Origin of the sequence: Shinella zoogloeoides (assembly GCF_030733845.1) — a bacterium.
GTDB lineage: Bacteria > Pseudomonadota > Alphaproteobacteria > Rhizobiales > Rhizobiaceae > Shinella > Shinella zoogloeoides_C.
Genome location: NZ_CP132311.1, coordinates 1,948,757 through 1,963,426 on the forward strand (window position 1 = coordinate 1,948,757; position 14,670 = coordinate 1,963,426).

Annotated in this window: 14 protein-coding genes and 1 riboswitch; of the genes, 6 read left to right on the forward strand and 8 right to left on the reverse strand. The window is 64.9% G+C overall.

The features are described 5' to 3' along the window. Positions 1-16: 16 nt before the first annotated feature. The 6 genes from cobW to Q9316_RS10770 form a co-directional block, all read right to left on the reverse strand. Positions 17-1,066 carry a cobalamin biosynthesis protein CobW gene (cobW, locus tag Q9316_RS10745; protein ID WP_306035151.1) on the reverse strand — a complete coding sequence of 350 codons (1,050 nt, stop codon included), beginning with the start codon at positions 1,064-1,066 and terminating at the stop codon, positions 17-19. A gap of 4 nt (positions 1,067-1,070) precedes the next feature. Then, positions 1,071-1,595, reverse strand: a complete 525-nt coding sequence (gene cobU / locus Q9316_RS10750; RefSeq protein ID WP_306035152.1) for a bifunctional adenosylcobinamide kinase/adenosylcobinamide-phosphate guanylyltransferase — start codon at positions 1,593-1,595, stop codon at positions 1,071-1,073. 1 nt (position 1,596) lies between these two features. Beyond that, the gene (locus Q9316_RS10755) at positions 1,597-2,382 is read right to left on the reverse strand and encodes a CbtA family protein (RefSeq protein WP_306035153.1); all 786 of its coding nucleotides are present in this window, start codon (positions 2,380-2,382) and stop codon (positions 1,597-1,599) included. 11 nt (positions 2,383-2,393) lie between these two features. Further along, the gene (locus Q9316_RS10760; RefSeq protein ID WP_050743285.1) at positions 2,394-2,570 is read right to left on the reverse strand and encodes a CbtB domain-containing protein; all 177 of its coding nucleotides are present in this window, start codon (positions 2,568-2,570) and stop codon (positions 2,394-2,396) included. Between the two features lie 47 nt (positions 2,571-2,617). Beyond that, positions 2,618-2,983, reverse strand: a riboswitch (cobalamin riboswitch). Between the two features lie 78 nt (positions 2,984-3,061). Beyond that, complete coding sequence (locus tag Q9316_RS10765) at positions 3,062-4,813, reverse strand: peptidoglycan-binding domain-containing protein (protein ID WP_306035154.1); 1,752 nt, start codon at positions 4,811-4,813, stop codon at positions 3,062-3,064. A 146-nt stretch (positions 4,814-4,959) separates the two neighbouring features. Beyond that, complete coding sequence (locus Q9316_RS10770) at positions 4,960-6,423, reverse strand: cobyric acid synthase (RefSeq protein ID WP_306035155.1); 1,464 nt, start codon at positions 6,421-6,423, stop codon at positions 4,960-4,962. A 244-nt stretch (positions 6,424-6,667) separates the two neighbouring features. On the opposite strand from Q9316_RS10770, the gene Q9316_RS10775 reads away from it, so the two are divergent. The 6 genes from Q9316_RS10775 to Q9316_RS10800 all read left to right on the forward strand — a co-directional run bounded on the left by Q9316_RS10775 (position 6,668) and on the right by Q9316_RS10800 (position 12,770). Continuing rightward, positions 6,668-6,811 (forward strand): hypothetical protein, encoded by a 144-nt coding sequence (locus tag Q9316_RS10775; RefSeq protein ID WP_226918706.1) that lies wholly within the window; start codon positions 6,668-6,670, stop codon positions 6,809-6,811. Positions 6,812-7,579: 768 nt separating this feature from the next. Further along, on the forward strand, positions 7,580-8,578 hold the full coding sequence (locus tag Q9316_RS10780; protein ID WP_306035156.1) for an ABC transporter substrate-binding protein: 999 nt from the start codon (positions 7,580-7,582) through the stop codon (positions 8,576-8,578). Positions 8,579-8,839: 261 nt separating this feature from the next. Further along, positions 8,840-9,751 carry an ABC transporter permease gene (locus tag Q9316_RS10785; RefSeq protein WP_306035157.1) on the forward strand — a complete coding sequence of 304 codons (912 nt, stop codon included), beginning with the start codon at positions 8,840-8,842 and terminating at the stop codon, positions 9,749-9,751. Next, positions 9,744-10,787, forward strand: coding sequence for a quaternary amine ABC transporter ATP-binding protein (locus tag Q9316_RS10790; RefSeq protein ID WP_306035158.1), 1,044 nt, complete (start codon positions 9,744-9,746; stop codon positions 10,785-10,787). Before Q9316_RS10785 ends, Q9316_RS10790 begins: the two co-directional genes overlap by 8 nt. Positions 10,788-11,076: 289 nt before the next feature. Then, positions 11,077-12,093, forward strand: a complete 1,017-nt coding sequence (bmt, locus tag Q9316_RS10795; protein WP_306035159.1) for a betaine--homocysteine S-methyltransferase — start codon at positions 11,077-11,079, stop codon at positions 12,091-12,093. A gap of 32 nt (positions 12,094-12,125) precedes the next feature. After that, positions 12,126-12,770 (forward strand): HAD family hydrolase, encoded by a 645-nt coding sequence (locus tag Q9316_RS10800; protein WP_306035160.1) that lies wholly within the window; start codon positions 12,126-12,128, stop codon positions 12,768-12,770. 4 nt (positions 12,771-12,774) lie between these two features. Here the strand turns inward: Q9316_RS10800 and Q9316_RS10805 are convergent, their stop codons facing one another. Both Q9316_RS10805 and Q9316_RS10810 read right to left on the reverse strand, forming a co-directional pair. After that, entirely contained in the window at positions 12,775-13,914 is a 1,140-nt protein-coding gene (locus Q9316_RS10805) for an aminotransferase class I/II-fold pyridoxal phosphate-dependent enzyme (RefSeq protein WP_306035161.1), read from the reverse strand. Then, on the reverse strand, positions 13,911-14,558 hold the full coding sequence (locus Q9316_RS10810) for a helix-turn-helix transcriptional regulator (RefSeq protein ID WP_306035162.1): 648 nt from the start codon (positions 14,556-14,558) through the stop codon (positions 13,911-13,913). The genes Q9316_RS10805 and Q9316_RS10810 overlap by 4 nt, the downstream gene beginning before the upstream one ends. Positions 14,559-14,670: the final 112 nt, after the last annotated feature.

A 14,670-nucleotide genomic window follows, 5' to 3' on the forward strand; every position in this document is an offset into this window, starting at 1 on the left:
TACATTCATGCCGAAATCACACCGCCGCGGCGATGGCGGCGCGGACGGCGGCTTCGTCCATGTCGTGCAGGCCGATGACGACGAGGCGGGTGCCGCGCGCTTCGCCCGGCGCCCAGGCGCGCTCGAAATAGTTGTCGATGCGGCTGCCGACGGCCTGGATGAGCAGGCGCAGCGGCTTGCCGGGCACGTCGGCAAAGCCCTTGAGGCGCAGCACGTCATGCTCGGCGATCACGCCCTTGAGTCGCTCGATGAAGGCGGCCGGATCGGCGATGGCGCCGAGCTCGACGACGAAGCTGTCGAATTCGTCGTGGTCGTGTTCCTCGCCGTTCTCGTGCTCCAGTTCGTGGTGCGACTTGCGGTTGGCGATATCGTCTTCCGAGCCGACGCCAAGACCGAGCAGAACGGCGGCGGCGACTTCACCGTTCCGCGCCTCGATCATCGACGGCTTGCGGGCGGTGCGGGAGGCGACTTCGGCACGCACGGCCTGAAGGCCGGCCGCGTCGATGAGATCCGTCTTGTTGAGCACGATGAGGTCGGCGGCGGTGAGCTGGTCCTCGAAAAGCTCTTCCAGCGGGCTTTCGTGATCGAGGTTCTCGTCTTCGACGCGCAGCGCATCGACCTTGTCGTGGTCGTCGGCAAAGCGGCCGGCGGCGACGGCGGCACTGTCGACCACAGTGATGACACCGTCGACCGTCACCTGGGTCTTGATCTCCGGCCAGTTGAAGGCGGCGACGAGCGGCTGCGGCAGGGCAAGGCCGGAGGTCTCGATGACGATATGGTCCGGACGGTTCTCGCGTTCCAGCAGCTTCGCCATGGTCGGGATGAAGTCGTCGGCGACGGTGCAGCAGATGCAGCCGTTGGTGAGCTCGATGATATCGTCCTCAGTGCAGGCTTCCGCGCCGCAGCCCTTCAGCACGTCGCCGTCGACGCCGAGATCGCCGAACTCGTTGATGATGAGCGCGATGCGCTTTCCACCGGCATTCTGCAGGAGGTTGCGGATCATCGTCGTCTTGCCCGCGCCGAGGAAGCCGGTGATGACGGTGGCGGGGATCTTCTGTTGCAGCATTGGCTCAACCCTTCATTTTCAGCGGCAGTCCGGCCGCGACGAAATAGACTTCTGGCACGAGGGCGGCCACCTGCTGGTGGAGCCGCCCGGCATGGTCGCGGAATTCGCGTGCCATGCGGTTTTCCGGCACGATGCCGAGGCCGACCTCGTTCGACACGAAGACCAGCCGGCCGGGCGCGGTTCTTATGGCCTCGAGGAGACCGGCGAATTCGGCAGCGATGTCCCGCTCCTCCAGCATCAGGTTGGTGAGCCAGAGCGTCAGGCAATCGATGAGGACCGCACGGTCCTTGCGCGTCACATCGGCAATGCGCGCGGCGAGCGCAAGCGGCTCCTCGTGCGTTTCCCAGCCTTTTCCGCGGTCTTCCCGATGCTTTGCGATGCGCGCGCGCATCTCGTCATCCCACGCGCGGCCGGTGGCGATATAATGACGCGAGAGGCCGGTCTCGGCGACCAGCCTCTCGGCAAAAGCGGATTTTCCGGAACGCGCACCGCCCAGAACCAGGACGGCTCCGGGCGATGTCACTGTCATATCAGGCCGCCTTGGCGATCTTCTCGTTGGCAAAACCCAGCGAAAGGCCGAGCACGATCCAGAAGAACAGCGTCGTTGCTAGCGCGGCGACGGCGAATTCCGCACCGAGAACGGCCGGAACGTTGCTGGAAATGTCGCCCGGCTGCGGCGCGCCGTAGACCTGCGGCGCCGCAATCAGCACGAGGCCGGCGATCTTGGCGACGATGTTCTGCTTGAGGAACAGCAGGTAGAGACCCGCCGCCGAGAGAATGACGGTCGCGATCCACCAGACCTGGCGGTCGCCGAGATCGGCTGCCGGGAAACCCGGAAGTTCCGGCGGCAGGCCGATGGCCGGCAGCATGTGCACGGCAAGCCAGCCGGCAGCGCCCCAGAGCGCACCGTTCGCGACCGTGATCGGATGGCCGGAGACGAGGCTGAAGCCTGCGAGCAGCAGCGCAAAGCCGGTACCCGTCACGAGGTTTGCCAGCAGCGTGCCGGAGAACCGGCTCATGCCGAACATGATGCCGCCCTCCTCGTGCTCCTCGCCCTCATGGGCATAGGCGACGGAAACGGGCGACAGGTAGGAGGCGACATCGAGAATGGCCGCGCCGAGCGAGGAATGCTCCTGTGTCTGGGCGGCGCCCTCGGTCGTCGGCGTGGTGCCGTCGGCGGCCGGCGCGGCTTCCTCGCCCTCGAACTCTTCGGCGTGCAGGATGAGCGGCACGACTCGCGCCTCCTGGGCGGCCGTCATGAGGACGCCGGAGAACAGCCCGGCCACCAGGGCGGCCAGGAGATAACGAACGATCATGTCAAAGCTCCTTAGTGGCAGGGAAAGCCGTAGGAGTGACGGGTATCGTGCGCCGTATCGTGCAGCACGGCCGAATTCGCAAGGCCGGCGCCGAACACGAGGAAGGCGCCGAGCAGCAGCGCGAAAACGCCGGCAACGAGGCGGTCGTTTGCGGAAAGGGTAACAGAAGACGTGGTAGAAACAGCCATGACAACCTCCGTGCAGGCGTTGGGGAAGCCCCTCCCCAGGTCGGGCGATATGCCCTCATTGTCTGGCAGGTCTCCTGGCTCGCGGCGTCCGGCGTTGTTCAACGCCTGCGGGTCACCCTCGCCTTCCCGGGCCCTAGCATCGCGAAAGACGGACGATTCGTAGAAAAAGAGGCGTCCAGCCTTGGCTTATCGCGATGCCACCCAGTGGCTTTTCCGGCCGGTCTTCGAGGCGCGGTCGCGGGCACCATTGCCTCGCTTGCACGCATGTCCTTCCGCCGGATAGGCGTCCCTCGCCACTCTACAGTCGCGGGGTCGGCCGTGATTGCAGCGCCCTGGTTGGGTCCGCCGCGTCACATTCCCATTTACTCCCCGATCCGTTTCCGGATCCGGGAACCATCCAATATCCCGATGATTATGCTTCCGGCCCTGACAAGTCAATTGACCGGCAGCGGCATCACCTGTGCTGAAACCGCCGTCCGGCCGTCGCAATTTCAATAGCCGGGAATGATCACCACGCCGCCGCGGTCGTTGTAATAGCCGTCGTCGCCGTAATACGGCTCGTCGTAATAACCGTCGACCGGCCCCTCCAGCACGTCGTAGTCCCGCTGCTGGTAGCGGCGCTGGCGCGGTTGCCGGGCTTCGGCATATCGCGCGGCCTGCCGCAGCGAGCGGAACTGCTGGCGCGACAGGTAGCCGTCGGCGCGGTAGCCGGAAGCCCCCTGCCAGGCAGAAATCGCCGCGCGGGTGCGCGGGCCGAAGACGCCGTCGGCGCCGTAGGTGTTGTAGCCGAGCACGCTCAGCCAGCGCTGTGCCTGGGCGCGGGTCGAACGGCCCAGATAGGCTTCGCGCGGATCGACGACGGGCTCTTCGACGACATTGCGCTCGGTCTCCACGGTCTCCTGCTTCGGCTGGACCTCCTGGCGGGCGGTGTTCGCCAATGCGGCAAGACGTTCGCGGGCATCCGCAACGAAGCGGCCGTCAGGATATTCGAAGATATAGGCGCGGAAAGCCTTTTCCGACCCTTCGAGCACGGCCTTCTGGAAGGCCTCTTCCTCGCGCTTGGCCGCATCCGCCTTCCCGGCGGCAAGGCCGCTCTCGTCCTTCTCGGCCTCGCGGGTCGCAGCCTGCCCGCCTTCGGCCGCCTTCTTCGCCGCCGCGGCTTCTGCCGCGCGCTTTTCCGCTTCCTTGGCAAGGCGGGCGGCTTCCGCGGCCTTGGCCTCGGCATCCGCGGCGGCCTTCGCCGCTTCGGCCTTCAGCCGCTCCACTTCGGCCGCCTTCTCCTCGGCAAGCTTGCGCGCGGCGGCGGCCTCCTGTTCGATCCGCGCCTTTTCGGCAGCGGCCGCCTTTTCCGTTTCTGCGCGCTTGGCCTCGGCTTCGCGGCGCGCGGTGGCTTCCTGCTCGGCGCGGGCCTTTTCAGCGGCGGCGGCTTCTTCCGCCTTCTTGCGGTCCGCCTCGGCTTTCAGGCGCGCGGCCTCTTCCGTCTTCGCCTTGTCGGCAGCCGCCTGGGCTTCGGCCTTCAGGCGCTCGGCCTCGGAGGCCTGCTCCTCGGCAAGCTTGCGGGCCTCAGCCTCTTTCTTCTCCGTTTCGGCCTTGAGCCGGGCGGCCTCTTCGGCACGCGCCTTTTCCGCTGCTGCGGCCTCGGCCTTCGCCTTTTCTTGGGCAGCCGCCTTTTCCTCGGCGAGCTTGCGGGCGGCAGCGGCTTCCTCCGCCTTCTTTGCCTCCGCTTCCGCCTTCACGCGCGCCGCTTCCGCCTCGGCCTTCGCCTTCTCTGCTTCGGCAGCCTTCTGTGCCTCTTCCGCCTTCCGGGCTTCCGCGGCCTTGCGGGCCGCTTCCTCGCTCCTGGTTTTTTCCGCCTCGGCAGCCTTCCTTGCGTCTTCCGCCTTCCTCGCCTCCTCCTCGGCCTTGGCCTTGGCCTTTTCGGCGGCGGCCGCCGCCTCGGCCTTGGCGGCCGTGTCGTCGGTGGAGGCTGGCCTGGTCTTCGCCGCGGCCTGGAGTTCGGCGATGCGCAGGCGCGCCATGGAGGCGAAGGTGCCGTTCGGATAGGCCTTCAGGTAGCCTTCATATTGCGCAAGGTCGCTGCCCGAGGAGACCTTCTGCCAGAGTGCGAACTCCTCTTCCCAGCGTTTTCCGGCACTGGTGGCTTCCTTGGCCGTCTGGGCGAAGGCCGCGGCCGGAAGGCCGGCGACGAGCGACAGCCCGACGAGGCTTGCCAGAACGAAACGTGCGAGAGGACCAGAACCCATATATTTCACCCTTTTGATCGCGCGCGGCGTCGGCGCCCGATGACCGGGCGCATTTTCGTCACTCCTTGCACCGAATTCTGGCGCAACTTTGGTGCGGCAGGCCGGCAGCGGAGGAACCCGAAGGCTCTACGTTTCAGGAGGCCGGTTTAATCAGCGGAACCTAAAAGGCCATCGAGCCAGCGGCGGTCGAGAACCGCCTCCAGTTCCGCCGCGACACCATCAAGCGCGGCATCGACGCTGGCGCGATAATCGAACCCGCCGCCCTCGATGCCGAAATCCGCCAGCAGCCTCGCCCGGTAGGCATCGCTCGAGAGCAGGCCGTGCAGATAGGTGCCCATCACGCGGCCATCGGGCGAGACGGCACCGTCCGGCCGGCCGTCGATGCTGACGGCGGGGCGCCCGGCATCCGGGCCGGAGGTGCGACCGAGATGAATTTCATATCCCTCCAGCGGCACATCGTATTGCAGGGAGCGGGCCCGGCTGTTGCGCACGGTCTTTTCCGGCGCCATTTCGGTCTCTACTGCGAGCAGGCCGAGACCTTCGACCTCCCGCTCGCTGCCCTCGATGCCGAGCGGATCGGTGACGCGCGACCCGAGCATCTGGTAGCCGCCGCAGATGCCGATGACACGGCCGCCGCGGCGCATGTGCATGGAAAGATCCCTGTCCCAGCCGGCGGCGCGAAAATCGCGAAGGTCCGCAATGGTGGATTTCGAGCCGGGAAGCACGACGAGGCCGGCATCGGCAGGAAGGCGCTCGCCCGGCCGCACGAAGACGAGGTCCACCTGCGGCTCGGCCTTCAGGGGGTCGAGATCGTCGAAATTGGCGATGCGCGGCAATACCGGCACGGCGACCTTCAATGCCCCCTCGCCGCCCTTCGCGAGCCGCTCCAGCACGACGGAATCCTCCGCCGGCAGCCGTGCGGCATCCCTCAGCCACGGCACGACGCCGAAACAGGGCCATCCGGTAAAGCGGCCGATCTCGGCGATCCCGCTGTCGAACAGCGTGACGTCGCCGCGGAACTTGTTGATGAGATAGCCGGTGACCATGCGCCGGTCCTCCTCCGGCAGGATGGCATGGGTGCCGACCAGCGAGGCGATGACGCCGCCGCGGTCGATATCGCCGACGAGCACGACCGGTACGCCGGCGCGCGTCGCAAAGCCCATATTGGCGATGTCGCCTGAGCGCAGGTTGATTTCGGCCGGCGAGCCCGCGCCCTCGACCACGACGAGATCGGCGCCCTCGGAGATCGCCGCGAAGCTCTCCATGACCGCGCCCATCAGCTTCGGCTTGAGCGCCTGGTAGTCACGCCCTTTGGCCTGCCCGAATACCCTGCCCTGCACGATGATCTGGCTGCCCACATCCGATTGCGGCTTGAGCAGCACCGGGTTCATGTGCACGGAGGACGGCACGCGGGCGGCGAGCGATTGCAGCCACTGGGCCCGGCCGATCTCGCCGCCATCGGCGGAAACGGCGGCGTTGTTCGACATGTTCTGCGGCTTGAAGGGGCGCACCTTCAGCCCGCGATTGGCGGCGATGCGGCAGAGGCCCGCCACCAGTACCGTTTTTCCGACATCCGAGCCGGTGCCCTGGAGCATGATCGTTCTTGACATGGGTTCTCGTAACATCCTCACCGGCCGCCGAAAAGTCCTTATTTACCGCAATCTTGCCGCAATTTCGCAGCGCAGGAAGATGCATTTCCGCAACAGGTCGGCATGCATTGCGGGCATGGCTGCCTTGCTGTCTCTTTTGCGACATTTCGCGCCGTGAACGACCATGATTTTTCGCAGCGGCACGCCTATATCCATCCCATCACACAGCCGAGGCATGTGGCTTCGGGTTTCAAGGACAAAGACAATGCTGTTCATCTTCAGCAAGCCGAATTTCGTTCAGATCGCCTGGAACGGCGAAGCCCCCAAGAGCCAGTCCCGCGTGCGCAACGTCGTCATGGACGCGCCGCTCGGCCCGCTCGGCTTCATCCGCACGCGCAACGTCGGCTGATCCTTCGAGCGCGACGTCAGGTCCCGCTCGCATGCAGCGTCGCCTCTCTCCGGGAGGCGACGTTTTTTATTGCCGTTTTTCGAGGGCCCTGAACGGCGAAAGCCGTGCATCCCTTTCGGAGATGCACGGCTTGCCAAAATACGCATGGCGGCATCGACAAAAACGCATCGAAGCCCAGGCACCCCGGTACGCAATACCTTTTCCGGAGCGGGCGGCGGTGTCCCCCGCCGTGACAAAACCAATAGCGACACATCCTTACCGGACCGTTATCGGGACCTTAAGCAAAGATGAATCGCGACTTTTTTTGAAAATTTCCGAATTATTTTTTGAAGGCCCAAATCGGCGCATTCGGAACAGGATATGTCCACCATCGGCGACCATCGTTCGATCCCCGGCAAACCGGGCGGCGGACATTTGCCCTGATGCGAGCAAACGCCCAAAATTTCCACCGCATGGTTGCTGAAAATCCGGCATTTCACCCGCCGGACGAAGGCGCGCGGACGCGCCCAGGCCATGCAGGAGGTTGATTTCTCTATAGGAACCCGTAGGCTTGCATATGTGACGCACGAAGATACGTCGCCGGTGACAGGGTTCCGCCGGCGAACGATAAAAAGCTCGGCGTCCGTTGCAGCAGGGGGATTGGCTCGCCTCACCTGGCATCGAACCTCCGTGGCTGTCGTAAAACTTTCGGGCAGTCGGGATAACGCAGTAACCTGCGCTGCCTTCCGGGTTGAACGCTGCATCTCAAGACTGGGAGGTCTTAACCTTATGAAGAAGCTCCTTGCTTCCACCGTCCTCGCCGCCGGCCTCTATGGCTTTGCCGGTTCTGCCCAGGCGGCAGACTGCGGCGAGGTCTCGATCGCCGAAATGAACTGGGCCTCGGCGGGCGTCGCTGCACATGTCGACAAGCTCATCCTCGAAAACGGCTATGGCTGCACCGTCACGCTGGTGACCGGCGACACCATGCCGACCTTCACCTCCATGAACGAGAAGGGCGAGCCGGACGTGGCGCCCGAAATGTGGGTGAACGCCGTGCGCACGCCGCTCGACGCGGCCATTGCCGAAGGCCGCCTCATCCAGCTCGCTCCCCTCCTCTTGGAAGGCGGCGTCGAAGGCTGGTGGATCCCGAAATTCCTGTCCGACGCGCATCCCGACATCAAGACCGTTCAGGACGCGCTGAAGCATCCCGAACTCTTCCCGGCGCCGGAAGACCCGTCCAAGGGCGCGGTGCACAACTGCCCGTCGGGCTGGAACTGCCAGGTCTCGACCGACAACCTCTACCGCGCGCTCGATGCGGACAAGGACGGCTTCACGCTGGTCGACACGGGCTCGGCGGCCGGCCTCGACGGCTCGATCGCCAACGCCTTCGAGAAGAAGACCGGCTGGCTCGGCTACTACTGGGCGCCGACCGCCATCCTCGGCAAGTACGAGATGACGAAGCTGTCCTTCGGCGTCGAGCACGACAAGGCCGACTGGGATGCCTGCACGGCCGTGCCGGACTGCCCCACCCCCAAGGTCAACTCCTATCCGACCTCCGACGTCTTCACCGTCGTGACCAAGTCCTTCTCCGAAAAGGCCGGCGTCGCCATGGATTATATGAAGACGCGCCAGTGGGACAACGGCACGGTCGGCAAGGTCCTCGCCTGGATGGGTGAGAACCAGGGCACGAACGAGGATGCGGCGAAGCACTTCCTCGAAACCTACCCCGACATGTGGACCAAATGGGTCGCGCCCGATGTCGCGGAGAAGGTCAAGGCCGCGCTCTGACACGCCTTGCGCCGGCAGCCTTCCCCGGCCGCCGGCCTGTCCCGCGACCTGAATCCGGGCTCAAGGCTTTCCGCCCGCCGCCCGTCCAGGAAACTGCAGAGGTCGCAAACAGCACAGTATCGGGCAGCGGTTCGTGCAATGACGAACTGCAAGCCGGGAACCAAAACAAGAATATCCCTGTGCGCGCCGCTTCGCCCGCAATGCAACGCCGTTTCGTTGCGACGCGAAGCAATAACTTCCGGTAGATAAGAGGGGAAAAGGATGGCAGGCATATGCGAATTGTTGCCCGGCTTTCTTTGTAAGTTTCCGGCCTTCAGCGACGCCAGCGTCCGCGCGGCGCGAAAGACCATCGACGACGGGTTCAAGGGCCTCGTCAGAAGTTATGTGAATGCCATCGATGCAATGGTCCAGCCGTTGCAGTGGTTCTTGAACTATCTCGAGCGGCTGTTCGTCACGTCACCCTGGCCGATCATCCTGCTCATCATGCTTGCGATCGTCTATTTCGGCAGCCGCAACATCAAGATAACCATCGGCACCGCCATTTCCATGTTCGCCATCGGCCTGATGGGCCTGTGGAACGATACGATGGTCACGCTCGCCATGGTGACGGTCTGTACGCTGATCGCCATCATCGTCGGCATTCCGATCGGCATCGCCATGGCGCGTTCCGACCGGGTTCAGGGCTTCATCAATCCGATCCTCGACGTGATGCAGACGATGCCGAGCTTCGTCTACCTCATCCCCGTCGTCATGATCTTCGGCATCGGCAAGGTGCCCGGCCTCATCGCGGTCGTCATCTATGCCGTGCCGCCGATGATCCGCCTGACCAATCTCGGCATCCGGCTCGTCGACAAGGAGGTTCTGGAAGCGGCCGACGCCTTCGGCTCCTCCGGCTGGCAAAAGCTGAAGAACGTGCAGATGCCGCTGGCGCTGCCCACAATCATGGCCGGCATCAACCAGACCATCATGATGTCGCTCGCCATGGTCGTCGTCGCCTCCATGGTCGGCGTCGGCGGGCTCGGCAAGAACGTGCTCCAGGCCATCAACAACCAGTTCTTCACGGTCGGGTTCCTCAACGGGTTCGCGCTCGTGGCCATCGCCATCATTTTCGACCGCACGAGCCAGGCATATGGCAGGCGGCTGCAGAAGCATTCGGAGGTAATTCATGGTTAGTCATGCAATCGAGGTCCGCAACCTCTACAAGATCTTCGGGCCCCGCGGCGGCGACCATGTCGATGCCGTCAAGAACGGCATGGGCAAGGCCGAGCTAAACCAGAAATACGGCCATGTGCTCGGCCTGCGCGACATCAACATCGCCATGCCCGCCGGCGGCATCATGGTGGTGATGGGTCTTTCCGGCTCCGGCAAGTCGACGCTGATCCGCCACATCAACCGGCTGATCGACCCGACCGCCGGCGAGGTGCTCTACGACGGCGTCGACGTGTGTCGCATGAATGAGAACGACCTTCGCGAATTCCGCCGCCACAAGACGGCGATGGTGTTCCAGAAGTTCGCGCTCCTGCCGCACCGCACGGTTCTGGAAAACACCGTCTACGGCCTCGAAATCCAGGGCGTCCCCGCCGCCGAGCGCGAAAAGCGCGCAAAGCAGTGGATCGCCCGCGTCGGCCTCGAAGGCTTCGAGAACCACTATCCGAACCAGCTTTCGGGTGGCATGCAGCAGCGCGTCGGCCTAGCCCGGGCGCTGACCAACGATGCCGACATCCTGCTGATGGACGAAGCCTATTCGGCGCTCGACCCGCTGATCCGCGTCGACATGCAGACCGTGCTCCTCGATCTCCAGAAGGAGCTCAAGAAGACCGTGGTCTTCATCACGCACGATCTCGACGAGGCGCTGCGCCTCGGCGACAAGATCGCGATCCTGCGCGACGGCATGGTCGTGCAGCAGGGCACCGGCCAGGAAATCGTGCTCAACCCTGCGGATGAGTACATCACCGCCTTCGTCAAGGAAGTGAACCGCGGCCGCGTCGTCAATGTCGAGACGATCATGGCGCCGCTATCCGGCAATCCCGAGGGCATGCCGATCGTCAAGGGCACCGTGCTCGAAATGGCCGCGCGCGCCATGACCGGCGCCAACCAGACGCTCGCCCATGTGGTCGACGAGGCGGGCCGGCCGATCGGCGCGGTCAGCCTCAGCGCGATCATCGCCAGCATGGTGACGCCGACGAGCCACGAGGTGAAGGCGGCCTGAAACAGCCCGGCAAGCAATCCAAGAGGGTGCCCCGGGCGCCCTCTCCTCGTTTGGGAATGGACCTGCTCCCTCTTCTCACCCTCTTTCCTCTCCTCGCATTCCTCCCTCTCCTTCGTCACCCTCGGGCTTGACCCGAGGGTCCACGCGGCACCCGGGGCTGTGGATGGCCGGGTCAAGCCCGACCATGACGGTGGAGAGGTTTGCGACCATCCTCAAACGAGCCGCCAATCCATCGTTGCAATCACATAAGGAAATCTTTATATGATGCGACAAACAGAAGGATGCTCCGATGACCGCGACGAACCCGCTTGCCCAGCTTCTTGCCGAAAAGCCCTTCCTGCTCGCCGACGGCGCGACCGGCACCTCGCTCTTCGCCATGGGTCTCGAGGCAGGCGAAGCGCCGGAACTGTGGAACGAGGCGAAGCCGGAAAACATCACGAAACTCCACCAGGATTTCGTCGATGCCGGCGCAGACATCATCCTTACAAATACCTTCGGCGGCACGCGCCATCGCCTGAAGCTGCACCATGCGCAGGACCGCGTCTTCGACCTCAACAAGAGAGCGGCCGAGATCGCCCGCGCCGTTGCCGACAAGGCGCAGCGCAAGGTCATCGTCGCCGGCTCCGTCGGCCCGACCGGCGAACTGCTCATTCCGCTCGGCGCCCTCACCTATGACGACGCGGTCGCCGCCTTCGCCGAACAGATCGAGGGCCTGAAGGCCGGCGGCGCGGATGTTGCCTGGATCGAGACCATGTCATCGCCGGAAGAAATCCGCGCGGCCGCGGAAGCCGCCACCAGGGTCGGCATGCCCTTCGTCTATACCGGCTCGTTCGATACGGCCGGCAAGACCATGATGGGCCTGCACCCGCGGGACATTCATGCCGTTGCCGGCGATATCGGTGCCGGTCCGCTCGCGGTCGGCGCCAATTGCGGCGTCGGGGCGTCCGACATCCTCTCCTCGCTGCTCGACATGACCGGCGCAGACCCGTCGGCTACCGTCGTCGTCAAGGGCAATTGCGGCATCCCGGAATATCGCGGCGCGGAAATCTACTATTCCGGCACGCCGCCGCTGATGGCCGAATATGCGCGCCTTGCCCGCGATGCCGGCGCGCGCATTATCGGCGGCTGCTGCGGCACGTCCTGCGAGCACCTCGCCGCCATGCGCGTGGCGCTCGACGCGCACGAACCGCGCGAGCGCCCGGCACTTGCGACGATCATCGAAAGGATCGGCCCGCTGCGCAACAAGACCGCCGACGAAAGCGCCGCCGCACCGGCACGCGAACGCAGCGGCCGTCGCCGGGGATAAGGCGGTAGCCATTCGGGCCTGCGGGTGACTTCATGAAGATCTTCTTCGACGTCGACGGCGTCCTGATCGACGGGTGGCATGCCAATCCCGCCCTGCGCAAGCCCTGGGACATCGACATCGAGACCGATCTCGGCGTGGACAGGGAGCGCTTCCGCGACCTGTTCTTCGGCGCGCTGGGCGCCCGGAACGCATCGCCCATGTTCGCCTGCGTCACCGGCCGCCGGGACCTCAAGGAGGCGCTGGCCGAGGTGCTGCCGCAGGTCGGCTACGCCGGCGATGTCGATCGTTTCGTGCGCTACTGGTTCGAGAAGGACTCCAACCGGAATGCCGAGGTGTTCAGGCTGGTGGCGGATATAAGGCAGAACACCGCGGCGAAGATCTACGTCGCGACCGGCCAGGAGCACCATCGCGCCGGCTATCTCTGGAACACGCTGGGCTTCTCACGCCATTTCGACGGCATCTTCTACAGCGCGGCGATCGGCCATCCCAAGAAGGACGTGCGGTTTTTCGAGGCGATCAACCGCACGCTCGCGATCGACGCGAGCGTGCAGCCGCTGTTTTTCGATGACCAGCCGGAAATCGCCTCCCTCGCGCAAACCGCCGGCTGGGAGGGCGTCGCCTTTTCATCGGCAGACGACATCCGCCGCCATCCACGCCTCGCCCATCTCTGGCCGTAAGGCGCTACGCTCCGGTCTCGTCCAGGAATTCGCGCCACGCCGCCAGTCCCGCATCGATGTTGCGCCGTCCGACGCCGACGCGGAAACGATCCACCGGGACCGGCAGGAGATCCGAGACGAAGAGGCTCGAGGGCAGCAGCAGCACGCCCTTCTCCTCCACAAGCCGGTGGCAGTGCGCTTCCACGCCGTCGCTGCCGAGATAGCACGTGAAGGCGACGCAGCCGCCGTCCGGCTCGGTCCATTCGTAGAGATGCGGATAGTCGGCGAAGAAGGCGCCGAGCTTTGCCATGTTTTCCGCGCAGAGCGCGCGGTTGCGGGCAAAGATCGTCGCGCGCGCCTTGATCGCGATGCCGGCCAGCACTTCGGAAGGCCGCGCGTTGCAGATGGAGAGATAGTGCTTCATCTTCTCCATGCGCGACAGGAGCGCGTGGTCGCGGCTGGCGATCCAGCCGATGCGCAGGCCCGGCAAGCCATAGGCCTTGGACATGACATTGAGCGAGATGCCCTTGTCGAACAGGTCGGCCGCCTGCGGCAGGCGCTTTGCCGCGTCGATTTCCAGTCCGCGATAGACTTCGTCGGAGAAGAGATGAATGCCGCGCTCGACGCAGAGCGCCACGAGGCCGCGGAAGATATCCTGGTCGGCGATGGCGCCGGTCGGGTTGTTCGGGAAATTGACGGCGATGAGCTTCGTCTCCGGGCGAATGGCGGCGCGCACCGCGTCGAGGTCGAGCTGCCAGCGGTTTTCCGCCCGCAGCGCGACGCCGGTGACATTCCCGGTGATGGTGACCGGCATGGTCTCCATCGACTGGTAGTTCGGCACGGTGACGATGGCATGGTCGCCCGGCCCGAGCAGGGCGAGCATGGCGCAATAAAGCCCCTCCTCCGCCCCGGCGAAGGTGAGGATGTCGGCACCCGATAGCGTGTCGTAGGTCGAGGCGATGGTCTCGCGCAGCGCCGGCGCGCCCCAGGTCTCGGTATAGCCGAACGCGACGCGCTCCCACGCCTCGCGATCCTCGGGGCCGGCAAGCGCCAGCAGATCCGACATGGTCATCGTCTGGGCGTCGCTGGCTGTCATGTGGTGGCGCGCTTCGAACTCCCAGCGCGAGAAATGGGTTTCGAGGCGGAAATCCGGCAATGTGGTCACGGGGTCCTGTCCTTCTGGCTCTGGCGCCGGGCATCGGCGAGGTAGTTGTAAATCGAGGCGCGCGAGGCACCGATAAGGCCGGCGAGATGATCGACCGCATTGCGGGTCTGGAACAGGCCGCGCTCGTCGAGCGCGCCGACAAGCGCCACCCGGTCGGCCTTCCTGAGCGCCGTCAGCGCCAGCCCGCGGCCACGCAGCCAGTCGTGCAGGGCCGTGTTGATCGCCTCCCGCCAGTCGCCGGCGAAGAGCGAGGGCGGCCGCAAGGCCGGTGCGCCGGCGAAGGCGGCAAGCAGCTTCGCCGCCGCGTCGAAATGCGAGACGTCCATGTTGATGCAGAAGAGGCCGATTGCCTGGCCGAACTCGTCCTTCAGCACGGCCGTCACCGATTTGAGCCGCCGCCCATCCTCCCCCGTCTTCTCATAGGGACCGTAGACGCCGGCCTCCCCCGCCTCTTCCAGCTCGTTTTCGACGAGCGATTCCGTGCCCGCCTTGCGGCCGGAAAAGGCATTCCAAATGCCGGCGATCAGCCCTGTCTCGAGATCGTGCAGCACGACTTCGGCATGGGGATAGAACAGAGTGGAGACGGCGGCGGCCGTCGTGGCGTGCTGGCGGAGCAGCAGGTCGGCGTTTGATGAATCGAACATGGCGACAAACAATCCAAAACTGGAATTTTTGTCAATATTAGATTTTTAGTCCAACACCCTTTCGCAGGCTTGCAGCTCTCTTTTCGCCGTCCTATCCAAGGACAGCACGATT

Coding starts and splice junctions, on each gene's coding strand:
- cobW (WP_306035151.1), bottom strand. CDS start 1,066: ATGCTGCAACAGAAGATCCCCGCCACCGTCATCACCGGCTTCCTCGGC.
- cobU (WP_306035152.1), bottom strand. CDS start 1,595: ATGACAGTGACATCGCCCGGAGCCGTCCTGGTTCTGGGCGGTGCGCGT.
- Q9316_RS10755 (WP_306035153.1), bottom strand. CDS start 2,382: ATGATCGTTCGTTATCTCCTGGCCGCCCTGGTGGCCGGGCTGTTCTCC.
- Q9316_RS10760 (WP_050743285.1), bottom strand. CDS start 2,570: ATGGCTGTTTCTACCACGTCTTCTGTTACCCTTTCCGCAAACGACCGC.
- Q9316_RS10765 (WP_306035154.1), bottom strand. CDS start 4,813: ATGGGTTCTGGTCCTCTCGCACGTTTCGTTCTGGCAAGCCTCGTCGGG.
- Q9316_RS10770 (WP_306035155.1), bottom strand. CDS start 6,423: ATGTCAAGAACGATCATGCTCCAGGGCACCGGCTCGGATGTCGGAAAA.
- Q9316_RS10775 (WP_226918706.1), top strand. CDS start 6,668: ATGCTGTTCATCTTCAGCAAGCCGAATTTCGTTCAGATCGCCTGGAAC.
- Q9316_RS10780 (WP_306035156.1), top strand. CDS start 7,580: ATGAAGAAGCTCCTTGCTTCCACCGTCCTCGCCGCCGGCCTCTATGGC.
- Q9316_RS10785 (WP_306035157.1), top strand. CDS start 8,840: ATGGCAGGCATATGCGAATTGTTGCCCGGCTTTCTTTGTAAGTTTCCG.
- Q9316_RS10790 (WP_306035158.1), top strand. CDS start 9,744: ATGGTTAGTCATGCAATCGAGGTCCGCAACCTCTACAAGATCTTCGGG.
- bmt (WP_306035159.1), top strand. CDS start 11,077: ATGACCGCGACGAACCCGCTTGCCCAGCTTCTTGCCGAAAAGCCCTTC.
- Q9316_RS10800 (WP_306035160.1), top strand. CDS start 12,126: ATGAAGATCTTCTTCGACGTCGACGGCGTCCTGATCGACGGGTGGCAT.
- Q9316_RS10810 (WP_306035162.1), bottom strand. CDS start 14,558: ATGTTCGATTCATCAAACGCCGACCTGCTGCTCCGCCAGCACGCCACG.